This window comes from Acidomonas methanolica, assembly GCF_004346035.1.
Classification (GTDB): domain Bacteria; phylum Pseudomonadota; class Alphaproteobacteria; order Acetobacterales; family Acetobacteraceae; genus Acidomonas; species Acidomonas methanolica.
On sequence record NZ_SLZN01000004.1, the window covers coordinates 190,505 to 216,753 of the forward strand.

Sequence of the window (26,249 nt, forward strand, 5' to 3'; positions counted from 1 at the left end):
CAGTTTAGGGTGCGGCATGATGCGAACCAAGTCGTTTCCTCTACCGGATCTTTCGAGAAAAGAGGCGAGGCCGTTTATCGCCATAGGCGCAGCGGTTCTCGCATGGTTTCCCCTCCCGCTTCGGGCGGAAGCGCCCATCTCCCTGAACGGCGCGTTTCTTGCGGCCATCGTCGCCGTCCACCGTCACGATCTCGCCATGGCGGATCAGGCCTGCGGACTTGCGGTGCAGGCCGGCATGACGGACCCCGCGTTCATCCAGATGGCGGAACGCCTGGCTGCCTCCGATGAGGGAGACGAGGCGGTTGCACGCGCGCTGTCTCTCGCCCGCAAACTTCCCTTTGCCCCCCTTTCCCATCTTCTGCTGGGCGACGAGGCGATGCGGAACAAAAACTGGGCCGATGCGCTCGCCCTCTTCTCCGCGAAGGGGAACGGAGATTTCGTGAGTACCGCCGTGCCGGTGCAGCGGGCCTGGGCGCTGATCGGAGACGGCAAGGCGACGGACGCGCTAGCGGCCCTGCATGACGGCAACGCGCGCGATCTTCTCGCGCCGCTCGGTCTGCTGCAGGCCGCGCGCATCAAGGCCCGGATCGATCTGACGAAGGCCGCGCCCCTCTTCGCCAGGGTACAGGCCTCGCGCAGCGGGTTGCCGCCATTGCTCGATTTTCTCGTCGCCCGCCCGATCGCGGACTGGAAGGCCGCGCAGGGCGATCAGGCCGGGGCGAAGGACGTTCTTGCCGGGCTCGCGGCGCTTCATCCGGCTCTCGCGCCCGTCGCCGCGCGGATGACGCCTGACCCTGACGCGGCCCGCGCGCCGGACCCGCGGCGGGCGCTCGCCGATTTCTATACCGGGCTGGCGCTCCTGCTGGGTAGCGCGCAGCCGCCGGACCAGGCGCATCAGGAGGAATTGCGGCAGGCGCAACTGGTCCTGTTGCGTCAGGCGATCTGGCTTGCCGCGAACGCGCCGCGCGAAACCGCGCCCGCGGTGGTGGCGATCGCCGATGTGCTCGAGTCGGACAAGCAATACGGCGCCGCGCGGTCCGTATTGCGCATGATCGGAGGGGACGATCCGTTCCGTCCGCTGGCCGACCGGATCGAGGCCCAGATCGCACTCCGGCAAAAGGATTATGCGGCCGCGCTCGACGCCTTGCGCCGTGTGACGAAGCTGACGCCCGACGACGCGGCGGCCCAGGCCACGCTGGGCGATGTGCTTGAGGCGCAGAACAGGGATGCCGAAGCCGTCGCCGCCTATGACATCGCGATCGCCGATGACGCGCATCGCTCGGAACCGCTCTGGCCCCTCCTGCTGTCCCGCGCCGTGGCGCTCGACCATCTCGATCGCCGGGCCGCGGCGCGCGCCGATCTCGCGCGGGCGCTGAAACTCGCCCCGCAAGAGCCGGTCCTGCTCAATTATATCGGTTATTCCGGCGTCGAGCACGGCGACCATCCGGACGAGTCGCTTGACCTGTTGCACCGCGCCATGACGCTTGCGCCCGGCGATGCCGCCATTCGGGACAGCTACGCCTGGGGCATTCTGAAACTGCGCGGCGATGCGAAAGCCGCCCTGCCGCTCCTGACCTCGGCGGCAGAAGGCGCGCCGGACGATGCGGAGATCGCTTATCATCTCGGTGTCGCCTATTGGCTGACCGGACGGCATCTCGAGGCGCGGGACCAATGGAACCAAGCCCTCGCGGATACGCCCGAGCCCGATCTGCGCCGTCAGATCGAGACGGCTCTGGTTCACGGCCCCGATCTGGCTCTTCCCACAACGTCGCCCCATATGACGCCATGATGACCTCGTTCGATCAGGCGCGCGCCGCGCATGCCCAAGGCGCTCTGGCCCGACCTGCTCTGGCCCGACATGCCTTGGCCAAGATCAATCTCTTTCTCCACATCACCGGCCGCCGGGAGAACGGCTATCACGAGCTGGACAGTCTCGCGATCTTCGCGCCGGCCGCGGATCGCCTGTATGTCGAACGGACAGGCGCATGCGGCGGCCATGCCATACTGACTCTGAAGGGGCCGTTCGGTGACGGCCTGACGGCCGGTGAGGACAATCTCGTCCTGCGCGCCGTGCATGCCCTGCGTGCGACCGTCGCCGATCCTGCGGCTCTGCCTGATCTGGCGCTCGTTCTCGACAAGAGGCTGCCTGTCGCCTCGGGCATTGGCGGGGGCTCTGCGGATGCGGCGGCCGCGTTGCGTCTGGCGGCCGCCGCGTGGGGTCTGAAGAAAGACGGCCTTGCGCCGATCGCCGCGACCCTGGGCGCGGACGTGCCGGTCTGCCTCGCTCAACGCCCCGCGCGGATGCAGGGAATCGGCGAAATTCTTTCGCCTGCTCCCGCCTTGCCACCCTGCGCCATCCTGCTGGTCAATCCAGGTGTCGCGGTGCCGACGCCGGTCGTGTTCAAGGCGTGGAAGGACTCCGGCGCGCCCTTTCGCCCGCCGGCGCGCCTGCCCGCGCGCTGGGACGATCTGGATGCGATGGCGGCCGATCTGCGCGAGACGGAGAACGATCTCCAGCCTCCGGCCATCGCCCTCTTCCCGGTCATCGAGACGGTGATCGAGGCGATCGCCGCGCAACCCGGCTGCAGGATCGCCCGCATGAGCGGGTCCGGTGCGACGTGTTTCGGTCTTTTCGGCACGGAGGATGAGGCGAAAGCCGCCGCGCGGCGGCTTGCAGTGCGGGAGTGGTGGACAGAGGCGGGCGCTTTGCCGGATGATACGGCGTTCTGATCGGAATTGGAGATCCCGGAACGATGACGGCGAGTCTGGACGTATCACTCGATGAAAGCAGCGGCGACGCCAAGCTCACAGTCAAGGGCGAGGACGGGCGGGAGATCGGTCTCACGCTTTCCGCGGACCGGCTTCTGCATCTGATCGAGGCGCTGGGACAGGCGCGCCGCACCCTGGTGGAATCGGAGTCTCCGCCCGCCATCGAAGGCGTGAAATGCACGCCGGTCTATCGCACCAACTGGGCCTTGCAGATCGACGCGCTGACGGAAGGCTCGCTCTTCGCCTTCCAGCATCCCGCTTACGGTCCGATCGGATTGGTTTTTTCGCCGCCGGACGGTGAACAACTCATCAAGGCGCTTCAGCGCCATCGCGCCATGGTCCATTCCATGCCCGACGCCGCCAGCCGCCCCAGCTAAGGTTTATGGGGAGATAGAGCATGAGGTACGACCAACAGGTAACTATCCGAAAAACCATCAGACGCCATCAGTTGCGTGAGATGGTGCCGCTGGCTGACAGCACGATCTATGAGATGGAGCAGCGTGGCGAATTCCCCCAACGCTTTGCACTCTCGCCACGTTGCATCGTGTGGGACCTCGCCGAAGTCGAGGCTTGGCTGACGGCACGGCGGACTGCTCCGATCCGTCGCGCTCAACACCCCGACGTTACTAAGCGCAAATCCCGTCCGGTCAAAGGGCGGGATCAAGCTCCATCAAGGGCATAGCTGGCGGCAAGAGCGTTGGCACATGCTTCCTACCCTCTACCCAGGCGTCAACGATATCGGCCCACTCCTGCATCATATGGCGGCGCTGCACCTCATATTCCGCCTTGTTGTAAACCCCGCGCGAGGAGCGCCCGTCCTCGTGCGCCAAGCATTTCTCGATCCAGTCTCGATTGAAACCTAACTCGTTCAACAGGGTCGATCCTGTTCGCCGCAGATCGTGGACCGTGAACGGTTCGAGCGGCAGCCCATCTTGCTTAGCCTGCTCCACAACCGAATAGGTGACCCGGTTGAATGTCGCTCGAGACATTGGAGCATCGGCGTCATAGCGCGAGGGCAGCAGAAACCGCGAGTTGCCGGCGCAGGTCTTGAGCGCGATCATGATGTCGAGAGTTTGGCGACACAGATAGACGTTGTGCGCTTTCGACCGCTTCATGCGCTCCTTAGGAATCGTCCAAACGGCGTTTTCGAAGTCGACCTCATCCCATACCGCGTCCTGCAATTCGCTCTTGCGCACCATCGTCAACAGGACCAGCCGCATCCCTAGGCGAATCGTCGGCAGCGTGGCTACCTTTTCCAACTCTTTCAGCATCACCCGGATTTCGGCCGGCGATAGAGACCGATCCTTTGGCGTGAATGCCGCGATCGATGCGGGGCCGACGTCATCAGCCGGATTGGCAACCTTCTCGCCATGCAAGATCGCGAAGCCATAGATTTGCTTCAGGATATCCCGAACATGGATCGCCGTCGCCGTCGCCGTCGCCGGCGCGCCGCGATCAACGATCTTACCGCATTGGGCGCGAAGATCGTCTGGCGTGATCTCCGTGAGAAGGCGGTTGCGCCAGACTGGCAGTAGCTCACGCTCGAAAATGGAGCGACGCATCGCTCGGGTGCTGTCCGCCATCGGTGCATTCACCAGCCATTTTTCGCCGAACTCGCCGAAGCTCTTCGCTTCCTTGATACGACGCTTCTCGCGCTGCTTCTCAATGGCTGGCGACCGACCCTCGCTGATCGCTCGCTTCGCATCCAGGCAGAGCTCCCGGGCTCGCGCCAGCGAGATTCCGTCTCGCCCGTATTTGCCCAGGTAGACCGTCTCGCGCCGCCCATTCAGCCGATAGTCCAGCCTGAACGAAAGGGCGCCTGACGGTGCGACCCGCACATACATGCCGTCGCGGTCCGTCACCTTGTACATTTTCTCTTTAGGTTTCAGCGCCTTGATCGCTGCATCCGTCAACATGCTACGCCACCTCCAAAAAAGTAACGTCACGCGGTTTTGGGGGGGCTCTCGTCGGAAAAGTCTGCGTATTGTCAGCAGCTTAGCGTAAAAAAAGTACCGTCAGGAGCCTCATCTCTCCTGACGGTACTTCCAAATTTCGCCGCGATCAATATGACCAAGGGCCGTCAACGGGGCCGCCGGCTCCGATCTCTGCCCGCCGATAGACATCGATAGATGACGACAGGAAAATTTATTTTTATCAGTCTGTTACGTCGAACTCTGGCGTAGTATCGGATACGCTCGGATACGCCAAAATCATTCCCACTCAATCGTTCCCGGCGGTTTCGACGTGATATCGTAGGTCACGCGGTTGATGCCGCGTACCTCGTTGACGATCCGGCTGGCCACGCGATTGAGGAAACCGAAGTCGAAGGGAAAGACGTCCGCCGTCATCCCGTCGGTGCTGGTCACGGCGCGCAACGCGCAGGCCTGATCGTAGGTGCGGCCGTCGCCCATCACCCCCACAGTGCGGACGGGAAGCAGCACGGCGAAAGCCTGCCAGATCGCGTCATACAGCCCGGCATTGCGAATTTCTTCCAGATAGATCGCGTCCACCTTGCGCAGCAGGTCCAGCTTTTCGCGATCCACCGCACCCGGAATGCGGATCGCAAGCCCCGGCCCGGGGAAAGGATGCCGCCCGACGATGCTTTCGGGAATATCAAGCTCACGCCCGAGCGCACGCACCTCATCCTTGAACAATTCGCGCAGCGGCTCGACGAGCTGCATCTTCATGCGCTCCGGCAAGCCGCCGACATTGTGATGCGACTTGATGGTGACGGACGGACCGCCGGTAAAGCTGACGGATTCGATCACGTCGGGATAAAGCGTCCCCTGCGCCAGGAACTGCGCCCCGCCGAGCTTCGCGGCCTCTTCCTCGAATACCTCGACGAATAGACGGCCGATCGTCTTGCGCTTGACTTCCGGGTCCGTGATTCCCGCCAGCGCGCCGAGAAAGAGATCGGATGCGTCGCGATGCACGAGGTGAATGTTGAACCGACCCCGGAATGTCCTGACCACCTCCTCCGCTTCGCCCGCGCGAAGAATGCCGGGATCGACGAAGATGCATATCAACTGGTCGCCGATCGCTTCATGAATCAGCTTCGCCGCGACGGACGAATCGACGCCGCCGGACAACCCGCAAATCACCCGCCCCGGCCCAACCTGCGCGCGGATGCGCTCGATCTCCATGTCGCGGAAGCCAGCCATGGTCCAAGTGCCCGCGCAGCCCACGACCTCATGTGTGAAGTTCCGCAGCAATGCTCCGCCATGCGGCGTATGCACGACCTCGGGGTGGAACTGCACTCCGTAGAGGCGGCGTCCCTCATCGGCGATGATCGCGTTCGGCGCGCCTTCGGACCACGCCACGGCCCGGAATCCGGGCGGAAGTTTCGTCACCCGGTCGCCATGGCTCATCCAGACCTGCTCACGATGCCCGCGCGACCAGGCACCGCGGAACAGCGCGCAATCCTCGGCGATCTCGATGAAGGCGCGGCCGAATTCGCGATGCTCATGCGTCTCGACGAGGCCGCCAAGCTGCTGGCACATGGCCTGCTGTCCGTAGCAGATGCCCAGCACAGGCACGTTGAGCGCGAACACGATGTCCGGAATGTGCGGCGCGTCCGGGTCATGCACGCTGGCGGGGCTGCCCGAGAGAATGATGCCGCGCGGGCGATAGGCGGCGATCCGCGCCTCGTCGCTCGCAAACGGCCAGATCTCGCAATATACGCCGCTCTCGCGCACGCGCCGCGCGATGAGCTGCGTCACCTGGCTGCCGAAATCGAGAATGAGGATGCGATCCTCATGCAAGGTCTGTTCGAGGTGCGAACTGGCTTCGGAGACCGTCATCGTTTCTCTTTCCTAACCGGATCAGCCGGGTGACGTCGCAAAAAGCGATGAAAGCGGGCATCGTATAAGGTGTTCGACCTTTCACTGTCCATGGGCGTTTTCGGCCATGCGCTCCGCGCATTCCGGCGCCCGAACCATTGAGGACCCGATGACGACCGCGCCGCTTCCCCGAGTCTCCGTTCTCCTCGCAGCCGCCGTGCTGTCCCTCTCCAGCCTCGCCGCCTGCTCAGGCGGTCCGGTCACGCCGGATCGCGATCCCACGGGAATATGGACGGGCGCTCTCGTCACCGATGAGGGCACATGCCCTTCGGAGCGCGACTCGACGCTCCAGATCAACGCCCATGATATCAGCTTCACGCCCGGAGACGGCTCGATCGTACTGAAGGGAAAGCGTCTGCCGGATAACAGCCATTTCCGTGCACGCGCGCAAACCAAGGGCGCGGACGGCAAGCCCTGGCCGATGGTCTTCGATGCCTATCCCGTCGGCCGGGCCATCGGCGGAACCTACGGGACGCCCGCCTGCCGCGCCCATATCACGCTGACACATCCGACTCGCTGAGCACGTCCGCATTTTCCCTCTTGTCGGGGGCGGAAAGAGCCGTTAAGAACCCGCCCCACGACGCACCCGTAGCTCAATTGGATAGAGCACCAGACTACGAATCTGGGGGTTAGAGGTTCGAGTCCTTTCGGGTGCGCCATTTCAGAACAGAACTATGAACGCCGAACGCCGCCGTTTCTACGCTTGAAGCGGCGACCAACGTTCGCAGCAGTTCCGACTTCGATCCCATGATGCGAACCTCGTCGTCGGCAACCTCGACACGCTGCGCCAGCGCGCGTAGATGGTCGCGGCGGTAGCCGCCATCGTTGAGCTTGATCCGTTCACGGGCTTTGCGGGCAAACCCCTTGAGCATATCGGGGGTGACGCCCTGATTGCCTGAACTATCGAGCGCGAGCTGCGTGCGCTCCGCGTCGGCGGCGGCTTGATCCCGCAATGCCTTGAGGCTCACCATGCGTTCCTTTGCCATGGCGTCGTCCTTGTCCACCATGCCCGCTTCGATGGCGTCAAAGAGACGGCCGAGGCGCTGGTCGGCTTCCGTGATTCGCCTTTGAAGCTCGGCAAGATGCTCGCGGCGGCGCTCGGTGCGCTCCTGCCGGCGGTCGATGACGCTGGCGAGCACGGCTTCCAGCCGCTTGGGCTGGAGCAGCCGGTCCCCGATATGATCGGCGACAAGATGGTCCAGCTTGTCCATCGGGATCGTGCGGCCCTTGCAGCCGGTCTTGCCCTGCCGTGCCTTGGTAGAGCAGGTGTAGTAGCGATATGTCTGCCCTGCGCTGCCCCGGCCGGTGCGAAGCGTCATCGCGCCCCCGCATTTGGCGCAGAAGCAGATGCCGGTCAGCAACGTCGGGCCGCTGGAGACACGCGCAGGCGTCACCATGGGATTGCGGGATTTGAGGCGGGCTTGCACCGCATCGTAAATCTCGCGTTCGATCAGGGGCGGCACCGCCATGATGGCGACCTCGCTCTCCGGCTTCTTCTCCCGGTCCTTGTGCGAGCGCGTGTTGAACCTGTGCTCGCCGATATAGGTGGTGCGGGTCAGGATGGCGTGGATTTGCGCCAGACCCCAGCGCCCGCCATCACGGGTGAAGAAGCGGCGCTCGTTGAGATAGGTGGCGATGGCCTTGACGCCCATCGCGCCGCGCGTGCCGTCACCTTCAAGGAACAGGCGATAGATCAACCGCACGGTGTCTGCGTGCAGCGGGTCGATCTCCAGCTTCTTCTTGGTCTTCGATCCCCGCTGTTCGGCCGCAACGATGCGATAGCCGATGGGCGGCCGTGCGCCGTTCCAGAAGCCTTGTCGGGCGTTCTCGTTCATGGCGCGCAGGACGTGCTTAGCGTTCTCCTTCGACTGGTATTCGTCGAACAGCGCCATGATCTGCCGCATCATCTGGTGCATTGGGTCGTCGCCCATCTCCTGCGTGATGGACACCAGCTTGACGCCGTTCTTCGCCAGCTTCCTGACGTAGAACTCCATCTCGAAGTGATCGCGGAAGAAGCGCGAGAAGCTATGCACCACGACTATATCGAAGGGGGCGGGCTTGCTCGTCCCGGCCTCGATCATGCGCTGGAACTCGGGGCGCTTGTCGTTGGTGGCGGTTGCGCCCGGTTCAACATACGTCTCAACGAGCTGAAAGCCGCGTTGCTCGCAATAGGCTTCGCCCTGCCGCTTCTGATCGGGAATGGAAATGTCATGCTCCGCCTGCCGGGCGGTCGAGACGCGCAGGTAGAGGGCGGCACGAGCAGTAACGGTTGGGCTGTGCATGTTCATGGCCGGTCTCCCATAGCCTTCTTCGCCTTGGGGCGGTCGATCAGGGGCAATGCCAGTTCCACGCGATCATGCACTACCTTGGGCGCGAGCTTGCGGCCGTGGCCCGGCTCAAACCGCACAAGGCCGTAGCTCTCCATCGTTTTCAGGGTGCGTGAGAGATTGGAGCCGGCCCGGCCGGTAATTTCCGCCAGTTCCTCCAGTGACGCCGGGGCTTTTTCGGCGATGATGCGCAGCAACTCGCGGTTCCCGGCCGACAACACCTTGGCAAAGGATTCCGTCGAGGTGAACCACACCTTCGGATCGCCGGGCGCAGGCTTTTCCTCGCCTTTGGCGATCCGAATGGTGCGGGCCTTCATTTCTTCGTAGTCGGCAATCCCGACTTTCAATGTAGTCATAGGGCACCTCGCTCCTTTAACACCGCGTCCACCGCCTGCCAGAAGTCGGCCAGCAGCGTGGCCGCATCCTCGTAGGCGTAAGGCTTCACGGTCTGGAGGCGATGCCGATGGTCCATCGGCTCGCCCCTCCTGCCTCGGCCGACCGGATGGGCGTTGTCGAAGCCGATCAGTCGTTCGCCCGAAGGCCCGTGAAGCGTGAGCGAATAATCGAGGCCGTGCGGCTTCTCCGGGGATGCCGGAACGCGGGTGACGACGAACTTCACCCAATGGCCGCCCTCTGGATCGACAAAGAGCATCTGTCCGTCGAGGTCCAGAAGCGTGTCGAGGCCCGGATCACGATCCGCGCTCATGCCTTTTTCCTATCAGTTTGAGATAGGAATTGCAAGCTGTCATCCGGCTTTCCCGGGTTCAAGAGTTCGTCGAACACATCGCCGAACCAGCGCTCGAACACGTCAATCTCGGCCTCGGTAACGGGAATGTCCTCCGGCCAATCGTCGGTAACGCGCATCCTCTGGCCGTCCGGGCCGAGAAGTGGCGTGTTGCCGGCTCGCGTCCGGTCGTCCGGCGTAGGATCGTCGGCGTAGTCGAACAGATCGTCGGGAAGTGGTTCGGGGATCGACTGTCGCGGTCGCCCTTTGCGGGCGCGGCGGCGCTCTGCGCACATGGAATCCTCCTTGGTTCTGGCGGATTCCGGGGCGCTATTGGCCCCGGAATTAAGCGAACCATGGAGGGCAGTCGGCGGCCTGTAGCGTGCCGCATTTGCGCCTATGCGCTGGCGGCACCCCTGCCGGAATGGGGTTAGCTGGAGGCTCGCCGCGCCTTGGCGAAACCGCGATCCGTGGCGATGAAGTGTTGAAGCATCGGAACGATGAGCTTGGCGGGATCGGCAACGGGCTGGCCGCTCTCGCGGGCCAGCACCTCGGCATAGGCGATCAGATCGCGGTGAAGCGGCGCGGGCAGTTCCACCGTCACCTTGACAGGCTTGTCGTCGGGCAGCGGGCCGAGTTTCAGTTTCGTCATGGTCAACCTCCTGCCGGCTCGAACACAAGATCGCGGGTGACGATGATCCTGACCGGAAAGCCCGGCCGGATGGTGAGCGTCGGCGCAACCTGCAACTGGCGCTGGACGATCTGCTGGCCGGCCTGATTGACGGTATCCTGCGCCCCGTCGCGGATGGCGCGGATCAGCCGGTCCTCGTCGCTCGTGGCCAGCTCCGAGCCGACTGCAAGCAGCGTGGATAGCCCTGCGGCCTTCATTAGATCCCACCAATGGTAATCAACACCGTCCTCAAGGCCGGCATAGCCGCTGGCGTCCGCGCCCGGCAGGCGCTCCAGAACGATGGAGCGGCCGCCCGGCAGGATCAGGCGGTTCCACACCAAGAGCACCCTGCGCTGGCCGAAGGTCACGCCGTCATCGTATTGGCCTATGATGCGGGTGCCCTGCGGGATCAGGAGCAGCGAGCCGGTCGGGCTGTCATAGACGTTCTCCGTCACCTGCGCGGTGATCTGGCCCGGAAGGTCGGAACGGATGCCGGTGATGAGCGCGGCCGGGATCACGGCCCCGGCCTGAAGGATATAGGGCGATGCTGGCGGCACAACGCGATCCGGGGCGACGGTCTGCCGGTCCACCGGCCCGTTGAGAAACGCCGCGTGGCGATCCTGTGTCGCGGGCTGCCCGCCGAGGCCAAGACCGGCAAGGCCGGGCATGGCCGTGCCGGCTGGCGCTACCGTGCGCGGGCCGGACTGGAAAAAGACGTTGCTCAAGCGCGCGGCTTCTTCCTCGGCCCTGCGGCGTTCTTCCTCGGGATCGACGGCGGGCGTCGTCATGACGGGCGGCGCGACTGGCTGGCCCCTGTTCTGCGCGTCAAGGATCGGGCGGCCAAGGTCGCCCGGCAGCGCGGGACCGAGCACCGGGCCGCTATAGTCGCTCGGCAGGCCCGCCAGCCCATCGGCGGTTTGCCGGTTGTTGGTCGAGTAAAGTTCGCCGCCGTCCGGCCCTCCGTCGCGGGTCTGGAGCGCGTAGATCAGCGCCCCGCCGAAGCCGAGAAGCGCGACGGCTCCGACGCCTGCCAGCATTTTGCGGGACAGGCGGGTGACGCGGGGCGATTCAGCGCGCAGGCGCATGGGTGCGGCGGTATCGGTATCGCTCATGAGGACGATCCTCCCGTGGTCGCGCTGGCCGGCTGGGCTGCGGCCTGCGTCGGGTTGGTGCGGACGATCCTGACCGTCTGCTGGCGGTTGCCAGAACCAAGGCGCAGTTCGGCCGTGCCGAACAGGCGGTCAACGATCAGGACGTTCTGGTGGACACGGCTGTTGACGATCTGCGGCTCGCCGTTCGCGCCAAGCACGAAGATCGGCGGCATCTCGCCCTGCACGATCCCAGCCGGGAAGACGATATAAACGCGCCTGCCGTCATCGAAGACGGAAACCGGCCGCCATGGCGGGCTATCGCCCTGCACCTGCAACCCATAACGATAGTTCCGCGCTGCCTCGGCGGGAATGATGGGTGCGGCCGGAACGGTCTGGCGCTGGCCGGCAGGCGGTGCGGGATAGGCCCATGCCACGGCCGGCATGTAGAGCGATTCCCGCGCGCGCAGCTCGAGCATGTAAGTGCGCCGGTCGGTGGTGACGACAAGGTTGGTGGAAATGTCGGGGCGCGTCGGCTTCACGAGGATATGGACACGGCGGTTTGCACCGCTGCCGCTCTCTGTGTCGCCGATAATCCACCTTGTCGTATCGCCGGCCGCGATCGGCCCCGCGCCTGTCAGGCTCTCGCCTGGCTCCAGCGCAATGGTCGTGATCTGCCCGACTGCGGCATAGACCTGATAGAGCGCGCCTTCCGACCACGGATAAATCTGGATGGCGTTGTAGTAGCCTTCCCGGCGCGGCTCGACGCGGGCGGCGGCATTTGCGTTCTCGACGCGGCCGGTCGGTGTGCCTGCGGCGGTGCCGCCGCGCGCCACGGTCCATGCCGGGGGCACATGCAGCGGCCGGGGCGTGTTGTCGGTTGCCGCCGCCTGCACGGTCGGCAGCGGCGGAACGCTGGCATCGTAGCTGAATTGCGGTGTCCGGTTGGTCGCGCAGCCTGCCAAAGTAATTGCAAACGCCGTCGCAAAAATCGCATAGGTTAGCGACTTCAGGATCAGTAAGGAGGAATCGACAGAATGGATTCTGTGCCGACGATTGTTGCCCGGTATATCGACGCCTACAACAGGATGAATGTTCAGGCGATGCTCGACTGCCTGTCGGGCGACGTTCGGTTTATCAACAGATCGAACGGAGAGACGACGAACGAAACGCACGGGATCGAGGCATTCCGCGCGCTGGCGGAACAGGGCGTCCAGTTGTTTGCTGAAAGAGAACAGACGATCCTCGACTGTATCGCGATAGACGACCGTGCAGCCGTGCGCATCGGCTATCGCGCCAAGGTCAAGACCGACCTGCCCAATGGCTGGAAGGCCGGGCAGGAGATCGAGATGACGGGCACCTCGTTTTTCATGATCTCCGAGGGAAAGATCAGCGAGGTGATTGATGCAAGCTGAAGTTTTCATTGGCTCATCTCCCGCGACCACGAAATTGCGTTGACGTAGATTCCGAGCGGATTGGCGCGCAGGCGCTCGGCATTGCGAGGCGGCTGGATCACGATGGTCAGGATCGCGGTCCAGCGTTCGGTCGTGGAGAGTTGGCCGTTCTCGAAATGGCGTTCGGTCCACGCCACTCGGAAGCTGTTGGGGGACGCGCGGATGACGCTCGAGACCTCGACGGCGACCTGCTGACGGCCGACGCGGGTGAACGGGTCGTTGGCGCGGGCGTAGTCGTTCAAGGCAGCCGCGCCTCGATCCGTGGTCCACTCATAAGCCCGAAGCCAATTCTGGCGGACAATGATCGCATCGGCCGGGATCGCGCGGACCTGCTCGATGAAGCGGCCGAGGTGGAAAGCGATTTGCGGGTCAGTCGGGCGATAGTCGGCTAGGGCCGGCGCGACGGTCTGCGCCTGCCCGAGATTATCGACCTGAACAACCCAAGGCACCACGGTCCCGCGCGCCGACTGCCAGACCAGCGCCGAGGCGAAGCCGGCCGAAAGGATCAGGGAGCCGAAGGCCATGAGCCGCCAGTTCCTTGCCTGCACGCGGGCAGAGCCGATGCGCTCGTCCCACGCCTGCGCGGCCTTCTGGTAGGGCGTCTCGGGTTCGGGTGATTTGCCGTAATGAGTTGCGGGTCGTTTGAAGATGCTCATGAGCGGTCACTTTCGGAAAGGTTGACGGAGGAACCGGAGCCGTGGCTGTCGCCGGAGCGGACGGCATGGGCTGTCATGGCGGTGCCGTGGTTGAGGGCCTGCCGGCGCTGCATCCGCTGCGCCCAAGCCGGGGGACCATCGGGGGAAGTCGGCGGCGCGGCGGCCGGGGCGGCGCTCGCGCCGCCGACCGTGCTCATGGTCGAGCTGCCGCCAGTCGCGCCGAAGCCGGCCTTTGCGCCAGCGGAGAAGCTGGACTTGACGCTTTCGCTTGCTTGGGATGTTGCGCTGGAGGCTGCGCGCTTGAGCGGCGAGACGGCGGCCGAGCCTGCCGCTCGGGCGACACCGCCGAGGCCGGAGGCAACGCCCGCCGCTCCGGTCTGGCCGAGCGAGCCGAGGTTATAGGCAGCGGTCGCCGCGCCCGCGGCGGTCGCGCCTCCCCGAACGGCCGCGGCTCCACCGGACAGGGCAGCAGCACCACCTTTGGCGGCGAGCATGGCCCCGCCGCCAGCGGCGACGCCTGCACCTGCGACCGCAAGGCCGGTTCCCACGGCTGCGCCCGCGCCGAGTTGCGGGCCGCCAGAGACGATGCCGTTGGCGATACCGGGACCGAAGATGCCGAGGCCGAGCAGAGACAGCGCGGCAAGCACAATCGCCATGGCCTCGTCGATGGTCGGGGTTGCCCCGCCGAAACCGGCCGTGAATTGCGAAAACAAGGTGCTGCCTATGCCGATGATGACGGCGAGCACCAAGACCTTGATGCCGGACGACACCACGTTGCCCAAAACCTTCTCGGCCATGAACGCGGTCTTGCCGAACAGGCCGAAGGGGATCAGCACGAAGCCGGCCAGCGTGGTCAGCTTGAACTCGATCAGCGTCACGAAAAGTTGGATCGCCAAAATGAAAAACGCGAGCACCACAAGCGCCCACGCGAACAGCAGGCACGCGATCTGAATGAAATTCTCGAAGAAGGCGATCCAGCCCATCAGGTCGGAAATGGAATCGAGCAGCGGCCGGCCGGCATCAAGGCCGGTCTGCGCCACGCGGCCCGGCCGCATCAGATCGGAAACGGAAAAGCCGGTACCCGACGCCATGAGGCCGAGGCCGGCGAAGCTCTCGAAGACGATGCGGGCGAGGTTGTTCCAGTTTGAAATGATGTAGGCGAAGACACCGACAAACAGGGTCTTCTTGACCAGCCGCGCGATAATGTCGTCATCCGCGCCCCATGCCCAAAAGAGCGCGGCAAGCGTCACGTCGATGACGATGAGCGTCGTGGCGATGAAGGCGACCTCGCCGCCGAGCAGCCCGAAACCGCTGTCGATGTAGGAGGTGAATACGCCGAGAAAATTGTCGATGACGCCCGTGTTGCCCATGGTCAGCGCGCCTCGCTGCGGTCACGGCCGAGGAAGCGGTCGCGGGATTCAGCCCATGCGGCGAGGCAGTCGGTGTCACTCGCCGCCGCCTCGCCGAGCTGCTGGCAACGGCGCAGGGTTTCGCGCAGGGGATCGGCCGGTGGCTGGAAGGCCGACGCCGGGGGTAGCACGGAAGGTTCGTCCTTCCGCGCCATGTCGATTGCGGTCGCCGTGACGGCGATGGCGATGAACACCACGGCCCCGAGCCGGGCCAGCATCTTGCCGTCCATGGCGAGCCTCCCGTCAGTTGTTGCCGTTGAACATCTGCGCGTTGCCGGGCTGGTATCCGCTGCCCGGCGTCAGGAACCGTTCGCGCTGGATGCGGCCCTGCTCGGCGGCGGTCGCGCGCTCTGCCTCGGTCAGCGCGTCGGCGCGGCCGTTTGCCGAGATGACCGCGATTAGGTCGGAAAGCTGCTGCGACTGGAGCGCGAGAAGCTGGTTGCCGGCCTGCGTCGCCTGCAATGCCCCGGTCGCGCCCTGACTCTGGCCGACAAGCGCGGCCATCTCGGCGCGGTTGCTGTCGATGTTGCCGACCGCACCCGCCTGAACGCGCATCGCGTCCTGCAAGCCGCCAACGGTATTCTCCCAGCGGCCGCGCGCATCGGCGACAAGCTGGGCTTCGGTCGCCGAAAGCGAGACGTTGCCATATTGCTGCTGGAACGCTTGGTCGATCTGCCCGACCTCGAACGCGATGTTCTGCGCTTGGCCGAGAAGCTGCTGCGTGCGCTGGACGTTCTGCTGGAGCTGCTGGAGCGAGGAATACGGCAGGCTCGCCAGATTGCGGGCCTGATTGATGAGCATTTGCGCCTCGTTCTGGAGGCTGGTGATCTGGTTGTTGATCTGCTCCAGAGTGCGCGCTGCCGTGAGCACGTTCTGCGCATAGTTGGACGGGTCATAGACGATGCGGCCGAAACCGAATTGCGCATGGGCCGGGCTTGCCAGCATAGGCGACAACGCGACGGGCACGGCGAGCGCCAGCGCGAGGGCCGAGGCCCCGACGATCTTGGAATAGGTCATGGAAGAATCTCCTGTGTGGGGTGGATATCCGGCGCGGCCGGCGCGGCGGATTCCGGTCGGTCGGCGAGATTGGTGAGGTTCGGGATCAGGTCGGCAGCCCAATCGACGCCGCGCGCCTGTAGCCATGCGGCGAGGAAGCCATCGCGGCCGTGTTCGGCGACAATCTGCGCGATGAGCGTCTGGTCGGATTTGGCGGATGCGGCGCAGAGCGCGAGGCCGACTTCGGACAGGCCAAGCTCGAACAGGCGATTGCCCCTGCGGCTTTGGCAGTAATAATCCCGCTTGGGCGTGGCCCTTGCGAGGATTTCGATCTGCCTGTCATTGAGGCCGAAGCGGCGATAGATGGCCGTGATCTGCGGCTCGATGGCGCGCTCGTTCGGCAGCAAGAGCCGCGTCGGGCAGCTCTCGATGATGGCGGGCGCGATGTTGCTCCCGTCAATGTCGGACAGGCTTTGCGTGGCGAAGATGACGCTGGCGTTCTTCTTGCGCAGCGTTTTCAACCATTCGCGGAGCTGGCCGGCGAAACCCTCGTCGTCCAGCGCGAGCCAGCCTTCATCGATGATGAGAAGCGTCGGCCGCCCGTCGAGCCGGTCGCCGATCCGATGGAACAGGTAGGCGAGCACGGCCGGAGCCGCGCCGGTCCCGACCAGCCCCTCGATCTCGAACGCCTGCACGTCCGCCGATCCCAAATGCTCTGTCTCGGCGTCGAGTAACCGGCCATAGGCCCCACCGACGCAGAACGGCCGGAGCGCCTGTTTCAGATCGTTGGATTGCAGCAGCACGGCAAGGCCGGTGATGGTGCGTTCCTCGACGGGGGCCGAGGCCAGCGAAGTCAGCGCCGTCCAAAGATACTCTTTGACCTCGGGCGTGATGGTTAGCCCCTCGCGCATGAGGATGGCGGCGATCCAGTCCGCCGCCCATGCGCGTTCATAGGTATCGTGGATGCGGGCAAGCGGCTGGAGCGAAACGGACGTCTCGGCCCCTTCCGTGAGGCCGCCGCCCAAATCGTGCCAGTCGCCGCCCATGGCGAGCGATGCGGCGCGGATCGAACCGCCGAAGTCGAAGGCAAAGACTTGGCTGGCCTCATAGCGCCGGAACTGTAAGGCCATGAGGGCGAGCAGCACGGATTTGCCCGCGCCAGTGGGGCCGACGACAAGGGTATGGCCTACGTCGCCGACATGGAGGCTTAGCCGGAACGGGGTTGAGCCTTCGGTCTTTCCAAAGAGCAAAGGGGGCGCACCGAAATGCTCGTCCCGTTCCGGCCCCGCCCACACCGCCGATAGCGGGATCATGTGGGCGAGATTCAAAGTGCTGATGGGCGGCTGACGGACATTCGCGTAGGCGTGTCCGGGCAGGCTGCCGAGCCATGCATCAACCGCGTTGACGCTCTCGGGCATGGCGGTGAAGTCGCGGCCCTGAACGATCTTCTCGACCAGGCGCAGCTTCTCGTCGGCAAGGCGCGGGTCGGCATCCCATACGGTGACGGTCGCCGTGACGTAGGCCATGCCCGCCACGTCCGCCCCAAGCTCCTGCAACGCCATGTCGGCGTCGAGCGCCTTGTTGGCGGCGTCGGTGTCCACAAGCGCGGACGCCTCGTTTGTCATGACCTCTTTCAAGATCGCGGCGACGCTCTTGCGCTTGGCGAACCATTGGCGACGGATGCGGGTCAGCAGCCGGGTTGCATCGGTCTTGTCGAGCAGGATCGCGCGGGTGCTCCACCGATATGGGAACGGCAGCCGGTTCATTTCGTCGAGCAGGCCCGGCGTCGTCGCGGTCGGGAATCCCACGATGGTCAGCACGCGCAGATGCGCGTCGCCAAGGCGCGGCTCCAGCCCGCCGGTCAAGGGCTGGTCGGCGAGCAGCGCGTCGAGGTGCATGGGCACCTCGGGCACGCGCACACGATGCCGGTTGGTCGAGATGGTGGAATGGAGATAGGTCAGCGTCGCGCCGTCATCCATCCAACGGCACTCGGGCATGAAGCCGTCGAGCAATGCCAGCACGCGGTCGGTGCGGTCGATGAAGCCGCGCAGGACTTCCCACGGGTCCACCCCCGTTTTCTCCCGGCCCTCGTAGAGCCATGCCTCAGTGCGGGCGGCTTCCTCGGCCGGGGGCAGCCAGAGGAAGGTGAGGAAGTAGCCGGACACGAAATGCGCGCCCGCTTCCTCGAAACCGGCCTTACGCTCGGCATCGACCAGCGCCGACGCGGGATCGGGAAAGGTGCTGTCGGGATAGGTGGCGGCTTCGCTGCGCTGCGCCTCGACGAAGATGCTCCAGCCGGAGCCGAGGCGGCGCACGGCATTGTTGATGCGGCCGGCGACGGCGACTAGCTCGGCCGCGACGGCGGAATCCAGATCGGGACCGCGAAACTTCGCCGTCCTCTGGAAACTGCCGTCCTTGTTGAGCACAACGCCCTGACCGACCAGCGCGGCCCATGGCAGATAATCAGAGAGGCGCGCGGCGGTGCGGCGGAATTCGGAAAGGTTCATCATGGCTGCACCCTCAAACCGCCAAATGACCGGGGATGCGGAGATGCCGCCGCCCGACCTCGACAAAGAGGGGATCGCGCTTTGCCGCCCATACGGCCGCGAAGTGGCCGATTGCCCAGATGGCGATGCCGATCAGCCAGAGGCGCAGGCCGAGGCCCACGGCTCCGGCCAGCGTTCCGTTCATGATGGCGATGGCGCGCGGAGCGCCGCCGAGCAGGATATGTTCGGTCAGCGCCCGGTGAACCGGGACCGTGAAGCCCGGCACGGCGTCCAGTTGCTCGAACGCGACGGCCATCAAACGAGCGCCCCGCCGCCGAACGAGAAGAACGACAGGAAGAAGCTCGACGCGGCGAAAGCAATCGACAGGCCGAACACGATCTGGATCAGACGGCGAAAGCCGCCGCTGGTGTCCCCGAACGCGAGGGTCAGGCCGGTGGCGATGATAATTATCACCGCGATAATTTTTGCGACGGGTCCCTCAATGGACTGAAGGATTTGCTGAAGCGGTTGCTCCCACGGCATCGACGATCCCGACGCATGGGCGGCCGGGGCGAGCATGAAGCTGATAGCAAGGGTGGATGCGGCGGTCGCGGCGAAGCGATAGCCGCGCGAAATCGTGCGGATCATGAAGATTCTCCTGTGCTGGTTTGGATTGCGGGGGTGATGCGGTAGTCGCCGTCCGGCCTCAGCCCTTCGACGCGGGCAAGCTCGGCAAGCCGGCGCGCGGAACCGCGCCCGGAAAGGACAGCAACAAGGTCGATTGTCTCGGCGATCAGGGCGCGCGGGACGGTGACGACAGCCTCTTGGATGAGCTGTTCAAGGCGACGGAGCGCACCGATGCCGGTGCCTGCATGGATGGTGCCGATGCCGCCGGGGTGTCCCGTTCCCCACGCTTTCAGGAGGTCGAGGGCTTCCGATCCGCGCACCTCGCCGATGGGGATGCGGTCGGGGCGCAGGCGCAGCGAGGAACGCACCAGATCGGAAAGCGTCGCCACGCCGTCTTTCGTCCGCATCGCCACTAGATTGGGCGCGGCGCATTGCAGCTCGCGCGTATCCTCGATGATGACGACGCGATCCGCCGTCTTCGCCACCTCGGCGAGCAGCGCATTGGTCAGCGTGGTCTTGCCGGTGCTGGTGCCGCCCGCCACGAGGATATTTGCGCGGGAGGAAACGGCCGCGCGTAACGTCGCGGCCTGATCGGTGGACATGATCCCCGCCGCCACATAGTCGTCGAGGCTGAACACGGCGACGGCGGGCTTGCGGATGGCGAAGGTCGGGGCGGCGACCACGGGTGGCAGCAGGCCCTCGAATCTTTCGCCAGACTCCGGCAGCTCGGCCGAGATGCGCGGGCTGCGGGCATGAACCTCCGCGCCGACATGATGCGCGACCAGCCGAACGATGCGTTCGCCATCGGCGGCGGACAGGCGCTCGCCCGTATCGGAAAGCCCTTCGGACAGGCGGTCGATCCACAACCGCCCGTCCGGGTTCAACATCACCTCGACCACGGCCGGGTCTTCGAGCAGCCGGGCAATGGCGGGGCCGAGCGCGGTGCGCAACATGCGTGCGCCGCGCGCAATGGCTTCCGGTCTTTGGTGGTTGGTGGTCATGTCGGCCCCGGCTTCTTGCGGGGACGCGACAGGCCATCCCCGGATCGGGGTCGATTAAGAGAGGCCGAAATCTGGCCGGTTCAACAAGTATCTAGCTGCGTGCGGTGATCGGCGGCGAACGGCGGTAAATAGGATGGGTCCGAATACTTATTCTTGATCGCCGTTGCTCTCGGACTCGTCCGGCAACGGATCGTCGGGAAGTGAGTCGAGGTCACGCGACAGCTCTTTGAGGAACCTGTCGCCCGTCGCCAGACGCCGTCCGAGATTCTGCATGAAGCCCTCAAAGCGCTCCGCGCCTTTGGCGCGGGCAGCGGATTGTGCGGCTCCCGTAAGCGGCGGCGTGAGGGTCATCCAGAAATGGATGAACTGCGCGACCGCCTCGCCAAGGACGGCGAGATCTAGGTCGAGCGTGTCGATCTGGCGGCCGAGCTTGTCCAAGCGGCGCGACATGGCGGCTTCAAGCTGGTCGGCGGAATCGCCGGACAGGTAGGACATGACCGCCGCCTCAACGATGGCGGATTTCGAGACATTGCGGCGCAGCGCCACCGAGCGGCGCAGCGCCATCGCCTCGATCTGTGGAATGAGCGCGGGGTCGAAATAGAGATTCAGGCGGGTTCTGGTTGCCATGGGCGTATCCTCAAAGGTCGATTCCATCATCGGGGTTCATCGCCACCTGCCGCGCCACCATCCTCATGCGCTGGCGCATGGCGCGGGCCTTGGCCGCGTCAACGTCCGGCTCGTCGTCCAGAAACTCGAACTCCTGTTCGGGGGATGGCGGCGGGGCGACGATTTCCTCATGCTCGGGCAATTCCGGCTCGCGGCGGATGCCCGCATTGGCCGGATCGCCTTCGGCCTCGCTTCCGCACGTCGCGGAACGGCTTTCCGCCGCGACCACGCGGCCGGACCAATCATCGGCGGATGGGCTGGGCGCCAGCGGAGCGGCGACCAGATCGGGCGGGGTCAGGATGCGTTCCTGCAATCGCGCATCCTCGAAATAGCGCGCCTTGATGGCGCGGATCGGCGGCGTGCCCGCGACCATGACGATTTCGTCGGTGGGTGGAAGCTGCATGATTTCGCCCGGCGTGAGCAGCGGCCGGGCCGTCTCCTGCCGCGACACCATCAAGTGACCTAACCACGGGGCTAGGCGGTGCCCTGCGTAGTTGGTGGAGTCGCGCAGCTCGGTCGCCGTGCCTAATGCGTCTGAAACACGCTTCGCCGTCCTTTCGTCGTTCGTGGCGAAGCTGACGCGGACGTGGCAGTTGTCGAGGATCGCGTTGTTCGGGCCATAGGCGCGCTCGATCTGGTTGAGGCTCTGCGCGATCAGGAAGCCTTTGATTCCGTAGCCCGCCATGAAGGCGAGCGCCGATTCAAAGAAATCGAGCCGGCCGAGCGCCGGAAACTCGTCCAGCATCAATAGCAGCCGATGGCGCTTGCCGGAGGTGGTCAATTCCTCGGTCAACCGCCTGCCGATCTGGTTGAGGATCAGGCGGATAAGCGGCTTTGTGCGGTTTATGTCGGACGGCGGCACGACAAGGTAGAGCGTGACGGGCTGGCGGCTGCCGACCAGATCGGCAATGCGCCAGTCGCATCGCGCCGTCACCCGCGCCACCACGGGATCGCGGTAGAGGCCGAGAAACGACATGGCGGTGGAGAGCACGCCCGACCGTTCGTTCTCGGATTTGTTCAACAGCTCGCGGGCCGACGACGCGATGACGGGATGAACGCCCGCCTCGCCGAGATGCGGCGTATCCATCATGGCGCGCAAGGTCGCCTCGACCGGACGGCGGGGATCGGACAGGAAGTTGGCGACGCCCGCCAAGGTCTTGTCCTTCTCCGCATAGAGAACATGCAGGATCGCGCCGACCAGTAGCGAATGGCTGGTCTTTTCCCAATGGTTGCGCTTGTCGAGACTGCCTTCGGGATCGACCAGAATATCCGCGATGTTCTGCACGTCGCGGACTTCCCATTCCCCCTGCCGCACTTCGAGCAGCGGATTGTAGGCGGACGATCTGGCGTTCGTGGGATCGAACAGCAGGACGCGGCCATGCTGGGCGCGAAAGCCGGCCGTCAGAGTCCAGTTCTCGCCCTTGATGTCGTGGACAATGCAGCTTCCCGGCCATGTCAGCAGCGTGGGTACCACCAGCCCGACACCTTTGCCGCTGCGAGTCGGGGCGAAGCACAACACATGCTCCGGCCCGTCATGGCGCAGATAGTGCCGGTCGTATCTGCCGAGCACCACGCCATCGGGGCCGAGCAGACCGGCGGCGCGGATTTCGCGATCCTCCGCCCATCGCGCCGAACCATAGGTGGCGACGTTGCGCGCCTCCCGCGCCCGGATGATCGACATGAGGATGGCGGCGGCGATGGCGATGAAACCGCCGGACGCCGCGATGATGGCACCTTCGACGAAGATTGCGGGCGCATAGGCGTCAAACGAAAACCACCACCAGAAGAAGGCCGGCGGATAATAGACCGGCCAGCCCGCCAGCTCGAACCACGGATTGCCAAGCTGGAGCTGGAAGCGGAGGCGGAACGCCGTCCATTGCGTCGCTGCCCACACCATCACCAGAACGATGGTGAAGACGACAGCGATTTGACCCCAAAGGATTCGGCCTCCGCGCAATGCAGGCTCCAGTCGGCAAAAGAAACGGAGCCGATCAGAGAGTAGGCAAAACCGGACAGGCAACAGGAAAGGGGGTGCGGGAGGGCTACCGGATACTATCGGCGGCAAATAGGACGGGTTGCGTTCACCGCCATCCGGCCGGGTGATCGCCGCTGCGCAACTGGCCGGGCGAATCGCCGCAACGCCTCATATTGTTTGCAAGGTTGAGCAGGTTTTTCAGGGTGGCGCTGCGATTGAACGGCGACCAGACGGCGGTGAACGCAACCGGCTCTGGCTCATCGGCGAAAGGCAGGAAGACGATGCCGGACGTGGGCAGCAGCGCCGTAGCTGCTCCGACGATGGTGATGCCGAAGCCCTGTCCGACCATGGACAGCAGCGCGCCACGCCCCACGTCGAAGCGCAGGATTGACGGCGCGGGCCAGCGCCCGGCATGGCGCAGCACGATATGGCTATGAACCTGCGGACCTGTGCCGCCATGCCGGACAAGAAACGTCTCGCCTGCCAGATCGGCCCATGTGACGGCCGACTGCCCGGCGAGTGGATGCCCATCCGGCAGCACGGCAACCAACTGTTCGGTCCAGATCGGGTGGGTGTGGCAGTCTGGCAGCTCGGGCGTGCCCGCGACAAACACCACGTCCAGCCGGTCGGCGCGAAGCTGCATCACCGCTTCGCGAGCTGTCCCTTCCGTCATCTCGACTTCAACGCCGGGATGGTCCTCGCGGTATTGGCCGATCAGCTTTGCGAGGAAGCTGTGCGGGATCAGGGCATGGATACCGATACGAAGCCGGCCGCTTTCTCCCGCTGCCGCCATGCCGGCGGTCTTCACTGCATGGTCCAGTTGATCGACGCCGGCCGCTATCCGCTCGACGAAGTGGTGTCCGGCCTCGGTCAGTCGGACGCCGCGCGCGTGACGCTCGAACAGAAGGATACCAAGGTCTTCTTCCAGCGCCTTCACGCGGGCGCTGACGCTGGATTGCGCCACGCCGAGCGCATTGGCGGCGTGGCGGAAGTTCAGATATTCGGCGACGGCGAGTGTCTGGATCAGCGATGCGAGGGGGATACGCGATCCGAGCGTGGTCGGCATACCCCATGGGCAACCATCCATCGGTGCTGATCGCCGCCGCATCGCTCAAATGCCACTACAGTGCTTTGTTCCACGCCGTAGCAGACGCAGGTGCTTGGCTCCCTTAGAATGACGCATTGGATTACCCCTCCTACTATGTCGCCTACTGCGCATAAGTGACTTGCATGATGGAAGTTACACCATTATGGATGTGTCATGCAACGAACAAGCTTTCTGTCATTCGAGTGTCCCGCAGCCCGAGCGCTGGAAAGCGTCGGTGACTGGTGGAGCATCCTGATCCTGCGAGACGCCTTCCAAGGGCTTAGCAAATTCGATGAATTCGAGAAGAATCTCGGTATTTCCGCGAACATTTTGGCGAGGCGATTGAAGCATCTCACGGCGGAAGGACTGTTTGAAAGGCAACGATACAATGATCATCCGCCTCGATTTGAATACGTCCTTACCGACAAGGGGCGAGATTTCTATCCGGTAGCAATCGCCCTGTTCGCATGGGGGAACCGGAACCTTGCGCCCAATGAAATAGCCATGCGCCTTGGTGACAAGAAAACCGGACAGGAGAGGACCGCCGTTATCATCGACGCGAATACAGGAGAAGCAATCACTCCCGAAAACACCGTTCTTCTGGCAGGCCCCGCCGCAACAGAGGAAACGATGCGCGTCATAAATCGCATGAAGCGAATAAGCTCAGAAAAAGAAACGGAATAATCCAATGCGCCGAATTGTTGTAACCGGCATGGGTTTAGTTGGCCCCCTTGGTTCTGGCACTGAAATAAGCTGGAAAAGACTCCTCGACGGGAAATCGGGAATCAGGAATTTGCCTGATGAAATCTCCAATGATCTACCGGTGAAAATCGGGGGAACCGTTCCCAGCCTGATTGAAGATTCCGAAGCCGGTTTTGATCCAGATTTAATCGTTGACACAAAGGATCAACGAAAAATGGATCGCTTCATTCTGTTTGCACTTGCGGCCGCGAAGGAGGCTCTTGAAACGGCAGGATGGCATCCCACGAGCGACTACGAACGTGAGCGCACGGCGACAATTATCGCCTCTGGTATAGGCGGGTTTCCTGCTATCGCTTCGGCAGTTCGCATAACGGATACACGGGGAGCACGGAGGCTCTCACCGTTTACCGTGCCGTCGTTTCTTGCCAACCTTGCAGCAGGACACGTTACCATCAGGCATGGATTTACAGGCCCAATTGGCACGCCTGTAACCGCCTGCGCTGCGAGCGTTCAGGCCATCGGAGACGCCGCGCGGCTGATACGCTCCAACGAAGCCGATATCGCTCTGTGCGGTGGAGCAGAAGCGTGCATTGACAAGGTTAGTCTCGGGGCATTTGCTGCCGCGCGAGCACTATCTACCGGCTACAATACTACACCTGAAATGGCGTCAAGGCCGTTCGACACCGAGCGCGATGGTTTCGTAATGTCCGAAGGGGCGGGTCTGATCGTCATAGAAGAATTGGAACATGCCCTTGCTCGGGGTGCCAAACCCATAGCCGAATTGGTAGGATACGGCACAAGCGCTGATGCACACCATGTGACTGCCGGTCCAGAGGACGGTCGAGGCGCGGCCCGTGCAATGAAAATCGCGCTACAAAGTGCCGGTTTGAAGCCCAACGATGTTCAACATCTGAACGCTCATTCAACCTCCACCCCCGTAGGGGATCGAGGAGAAATAGCCGCGATAAAATCCGTTTTTGGCGATCATGATGTAGCTGTAAGCGCCACGAAGTCAGCGACGGGGCACTTACTCGGTGCCGCTGGCGGCATTGAGGCGATCTTCACGATACTCGCCTTACGGGATCAAATCGCTCCCCCAACGAGAAATTTGGAGAGCCCCGATCCTATTGCCGTAGGTATCGATCTGGTTCGCCAATCTGCACGGCCTGTTCTCATGGAACATGCCATTTCCAACGGATTCGGCTTTGGCGGCGTTAATGCAAGTGTCGCTTTCCGGCGATGGCAATAACAGTCCCGGACGGTGCTTCCGCGACCACTTCGGCTCACGCCCTCGCTATCCGTGGCAGTACTGAATTCGTGCAGACCTGCCGGCCCATGTCGTTGGCGAGGCTGAGCAAGTTACGAAGCGCCGCGCTGCGGTTGGACGGCGACCAGACAGCCGAGAAGGCGACCGGCTCCGGCTCGTCGGCGAAGGGCAAGAAGACAATGCCGTTTGTCGGCAACAGCGCCGTGGCCGCGCCGACGATGGTGATGCCGAAGCCCTGTCCGACCAAGGACAAAAGGGTGCCACGCCCCACGTCGAAGCGCAGGATCGACGGCGCAGGCCAGCGCTCGGCATGGCGTAGCATGATATGGCTATGAACCTGCGGTCCAGTGCCGCCATGCCGGACAAGGAACGTCTCGCCTGCCAGATCGGGCCATGTGACGGCTGACCGCTTGGCGAGCGGATGCCGTTCCGGTAGCACCGCCAAGAGCGGTTCGGTCCATGTGCGACGGGAATGGCAGTCGGGTGGTTGGGGCGTGCCCGCGACG

At 64.2% G+C, this 26,249-nt stretch carries 29 protein-coding genes and 1 tRNA gene; 9 read left to right on the forward strand and 21 right to left on the reverse strand.

Features of this window, described 5'->3' with window-relative positions:
* Positions 1 to 16: 16 nt before the first annotated feature.
* Genes EDC31_RS05330 through EDC31_RS05345 form a run of 4 tightly spaced genes read left to right on the forward strand, consistent with a single transcriptional unit; the run spans position 17 to position 3,451 of the window.
* The gene (locus EDC31_RS05330; RefSeq protein WP_042060267.1) at positions 17 to 1,789 is read left to right on the forward strand and encodes a tetratricopeptide repeat protein; all 1,773 of its coding nucleotides are present in this window, start codon (positions 17 to 19) and stop codon (positions 1,787 to 1,789) included.
* On the forward strand, positions 1,789 to 2,730 hold the full coding sequence (locus tag EDC31_RS05335) for a 4-(cytidine 5'-diphospho)-2-C-methyl-D-erythritol kinase (protein WP_081797725.1): 942 nt from the start codon (positions 1,789 to 1,791) through the stop codon (positions 2,728 to 2,730). Before EDC31_RS05330 ends, EDC31_RS05335 begins: the two co-directional genes overlap by 1 nt.
* Before the next feature lie 23 nt (positions 2,731 to 2,753).
* Complete coding sequence (locus EDC31_RS05340; protein ID WP_042060266.1) at positions 2,754 to 3,146, forward strand: hypothetical protein; 393 nt, start codon at positions 2,754 to 2,756, stop codon at positions 3,144 to 3,146.
* Between the two features lie 20 nt (positions 3,147 to 3,166).
* A complete protein-coding gene (locus EDC31_RS05345; RefSeq protein WP_081797723.1) occupies positions 3,167 to 3,451 on the forward strand; it encodes a helix-turn-helix transcriptional regulator in 285 nt (94 codons plus the stop codon).
* On the opposite strand, the gene EDC31_RS05350 is transcribed toward EDC31_RS05345, so the two are convergent.
* Both EDC31_RS05350 and guaA read right to left on the reverse strand, forming a co-directional pair.
* Positions 3,417 to 4,685, reverse strand: coding sequence for a tyrosine-type recombinase/integrase (locus EDC31_RS05350; protein ID WP_042060265.1), 1,269 nt, complete (start codon positions 4,683 to 4,685; stop codon positions 3,417 to 3,419). The two genes, EDC31_RS05345 and EDC31_RS05350, sit on opposite strands and share 35 nt — an antisense overlap.
* A gap of 294 nt (positions 4,686 to 4,979) precedes the next feature.
* Positions 4,980 to 6,569, reverse strand: a complete 1,590-nt coding sequence (gene guaA, locus EDC31_RS05355) for a glutamine-hydrolyzing GMP synthase (RefSeq protein ID WP_042060263.1) — start codon at positions 6,567 to 6,569, stop codon at positions 4,980 to 4,982.
* A gap of 148 nt (positions 6,570 to 6,717) precedes the next feature.
* On the opposite strand from guaA, the gene EDC31_RS05360 reads away from it, so the two are divergent.
* Together EDC31_RS05360 and EDC31_RS05365 are read left to right on the forward strand one after the other, a co-directional pair.
* Positions 6,718 to 7,128 (forward strand): hypothetical protein, encoded by a 411-nt coding sequence (locus tag EDC31_RS05360; RefSeq protein WP_042060261.1) that lies wholly within the window; start codon positions 6,718 to 6,720, stop codon positions 7,126 to 7,128.
* A gap of 62 nt (positions 7,129 to 7,190) precedes the next feature.
* Positions 7,191 to 7,267 (forward strand) — tRNA-Arg (locus EDC31_RS05365).
* Here EDC31_RS05365 and EDC31_RS05370 read toward each other — a convergent pair.
* The 7 genes from EDC31_RS05370 to trbG form a co-directional block, all read right to left on the reverse strand.
* Entirely contained in the window at positions 7,238 to 8,896 is a 1,659-nt protein-coding gene (locus EDC31_RS05370; RefSeq protein ID WP_081797721.1) for a recombinase family protein, read from the reverse strand. The genes EDC31_RS05365 and EDC31_RS05370 overlap by 30 nt on opposite strands.
* Positions 8,893 to 9,291 (reverse strand): HVO_A0114 family putative DNA-binding protein, encoded by a 399-nt coding sequence (locus EDC31_RS05375; protein WP_042060257.1) that lies wholly within the window; start codon positions 9,289 to 9,291, stop codon positions 8,893 to 8,895. Before EDC31_RS05375 ends, EDC31_RS05370 begins: the two co-directional genes overlap by 4 nt.
* Positions 9,288 to 9,641, reverse strand: a complete 354-nt coding sequence (locus EDC31_RS05380) for a toxin-antitoxin system TumE family protein (protein ID WP_042060255.1) — start codon at positions 9,639 to 9,641, stop codon at positions 9,288 to 9,290. Before EDC31_RS05380 ends, EDC31_RS05375 begins: the two co-directional genes overlap by 4 nt.
* Positions 9,638 to 9,955, reverse strand: a complete 318-nt coding sequence (locus EDC31_RS05385; RefSeq protein ID WP_024353508.1) for a hypothetical protein — start codon at positions 9,953 to 9,955, stop codon at positions 9,638 to 9,640. Before EDC31_RS05385 ends, EDC31_RS05380 begins: the two co-directional genes overlap by 4 nt.
* A 134-nt stretch (positions 9,956 to 10,089) precedes the next feature.
* A complete protein-coding gene (locus tag EDC31_RS05390) occupies positions 10,090 to 10,311 on the reverse strand; it encodes a DUF2274 domain-containing protein (RefSeq protein WP_024353507.1) in 222 nt (73 codons plus the stop codon).
* A gap of 2 nt (positions 10,312 to 10,313) precedes the next feature.
* The gene (locus EDC31_RS05395) at positions 10,314 to 11,441 is read right to left on the reverse strand and encodes a TrbI/VirB10 family protein (RefSeq protein WP_024353506.1); all 1,128 of its coding nucleotides are present in this window, start codon (positions 11,439 to 11,441) and stop codon (positions 10,314 to 10,316) included.
* Positions 11,438 to 12,433, reverse strand: a complete 996-nt coding sequence (trbG, locus tag EDC31_RS05400; RefSeq protein WP_456304001.1) for a P-type conjugative transfer protein TrbG — start codon at positions 12,431 to 12,433, stop codon at positions 11,438 to 11,440. Before trbG ends, EDC31_RS05395 begins: the two co-directional genes overlap by 4 nt.
* Before the next feature lie 21 nt (positions 12,434 to 12,454).
* On the opposite strand from trbG, the gene EDC31_RS05405 reads away from it, so the two are divergent.
* On the forward strand, positions 12,455 to 12,832 hold the full coding sequence (locus tag EDC31_RS05405; RefSeq protein ID WP_024353836.1) for a nuclear transport factor 2 family protein: 378 nt from the start codon (positions 12,455 to 12,457) through the stop codon (positions 12,830 to 12,832).
* 5 nt (positions 12,833 to 12,837) lie between these two features.
* Here the strand turns inward: EDC31_RS05405 and trbF are convergent, their stop codons facing one another.
* The 11 genes from trbF to EDC31_RS05460 form a co-directional block, all read right to left on the reverse strand.
* Entirely contained in the window at positions 12,838 to 13,521 is a 684-nt protein-coding gene (gene trbF / locus EDC31_RS05410) for a conjugal transfer protein TrbF (protein ID WP_456304000.1), read from the reverse strand.
* A 2-nt stretch (positions 13,522 to 13,523) separates the two neighbouring features.
* The gene (gene trbL / locus EDC31_RS05415; protein WP_042060253.1) at positions 13,524 to 14,897 is read right to left on the reverse strand and encodes a P-type conjugative transfer protein TrbL; all 1,374 of its coding nucleotides are present in this window, start codon (positions 14,895 to 14,897) and stop codon (positions 13,524 to 13,526) included.
* Between the two features lie 2 nt (positions 14,898 to 14,899).
* The gene (gene trbK-alt / locus EDC31_RS05420; protein WP_024353502.1) at positions 14,900 to 15,166 is read right to left on the reverse strand and encodes a putative entry exclusion protein TrbK-alt; all 267 of its coding nucleotides are present in this window, start codon (positions 15,164 to 15,166) and stop codon (positions 14,900 to 14,902) included.
* Between the two features lie 13 nt (positions 15,167 to 15,179).
* Positions 15,180 to 15,953, reverse strand: coding sequence for a P-type conjugative transfer protein TrbJ (gene trbJ / locus EDC31_RS05425; protein ID WP_024353501.1), 774 nt, complete (start codon positions 15,951 to 15,953; stop codon positions 15,180 to 15,182).
* On the reverse strand, positions 15,950 to 18,442 hold the full coding sequence (gene trbE, locus EDC31_RS05430; RefSeq protein WP_042060251.1) for a conjugal transfer protein TrbE: 2,493 nt from the start codon (positions 18,440 to 18,442) through the stop codon (positions 15,950 to 15,952). Before trbE ends, trbJ begins: the two co-directional genes overlap by 4 nt.
* A gap of 10 nt (positions 18,443 to 18,452) precedes the next feature.
* Complete coding sequence (locus EDC31_RS05435; RefSeq protein WP_024353499.1) at positions 18,453 to 18,734, reverse strand: VirB3 family type IV secretion system protein; 282 nt, start codon at positions 18,732 to 18,734, stop codon at positions 18,453 to 18,455.
* Positions 18,734 to 19,066: a TrbC/VirB2 family protein gene (locus EDC31_RS05440; protein ID WP_024353498.1), complete on the reverse strand. Its 333-nt coding sequence runs from the start codon at positions 19,064 to 19,066 to the stop codon at positions 18,734 to 18,736. Before EDC31_RS05440 ends, EDC31_RS05435 begins: the two co-directional genes overlap by 1 nt.
* Positions 19,063 to 20,046, reverse strand: coding sequence for a P-type conjugative transfer ATPase TrbB (trbB, locus tag EDC31_RS05445; RefSeq protein WP_132126936.1), 984 nt, complete (start codon positions 20,044 to 20,046; stop codon positions 19,063 to 19,065). Before trbB ends, EDC31_RS05440 begins: the two co-directional genes overlap by 4 nt.
* Before the next feature lie 147 nt (positions 20,047 to 20,193).
* Positions 20,194 to 20,673: a hypothetical protein gene (locus EDC31_RS05450; RefSeq protein ID WP_024353496.1), complete on the reverse strand. Its 480-nt coding sequence runs from the start codon at positions 20,671 to 20,673 to the stop codon at positions 20,194 to 20,196.
* Positions 20,674 to 20,683: 10 nt separating this feature from the next.
* Positions 20,684 to 22,609 (reverse strand): conjugal transfer protein TraG, encoded by a 1,926-nt coding sequence (locus EDC31_RS05455; RefSeq protein ID WP_456304005.1) that lies wholly within the window; start codon positions 22,607 to 22,609, stop codon positions 20,684 to 20,686.
* 184 nt (positions 22,610 to 22,793) lie between these two features.
* Positions 22,794 to 23,753, reverse strand: coding sequence for a LysR family transcriptional regulator (locus EDC31_RS05460; protein ID WP_035302746.1), 960 nt, complete (start codon positions 23,751 to 23,753; stop codon positions 22,794 to 22,796).
* Positions 23,754 to 23,948: 195 nt separating this feature from the next.
* Here EDC31_RS05460 and EDC31_RS05465 point away from each other — a divergent pair, with 195 nt between their 5' ends.
* Together EDC31_RS05465 and fabF are read left to right on the forward strand one after the other, a co-directional pair.
* Positions 23,949 to 24,458: a winged helix-turn-helix transcriptional regulator gene (locus EDC31_RS05465; protein ID WP_042061242.1), complete on the forward strand. Its 510-nt coding sequence runs from the start codon at positions 23,949 to 23,951 to the stop codon at positions 24,456 to 24,458.
* A 4-nt stretch (positions 24,459 to 24,462) separates the two neighbouring features.
* The gene (fabF, locus tag EDC31_RS05470) at positions 24,463 to 25,725 is read left to right on the forward strand and encodes a beta-ketoacyl-ACP synthase II (protein WP_081797832.1); all 1,263 of its coding nucleotides are present in this window, start codon (positions 24,463 to 24,465) and stop codon (positions 25,723 to 25,725) included.
* Positions 25,726 to 25,759: 34 nt separating this feature from the next.
* Here the strand turns inward: fabF and EDC31_RS05475 are convergent.
* Positions 25,760 to 26,249, reverse strand: a 490-nt coding sequence (locus EDC31_RS05475) for a LysR family substrate-binding domain-containing protein (RefSeq protein ID WP_132126937.1), incomplete at its 5' end; no start/stop codon positions are given.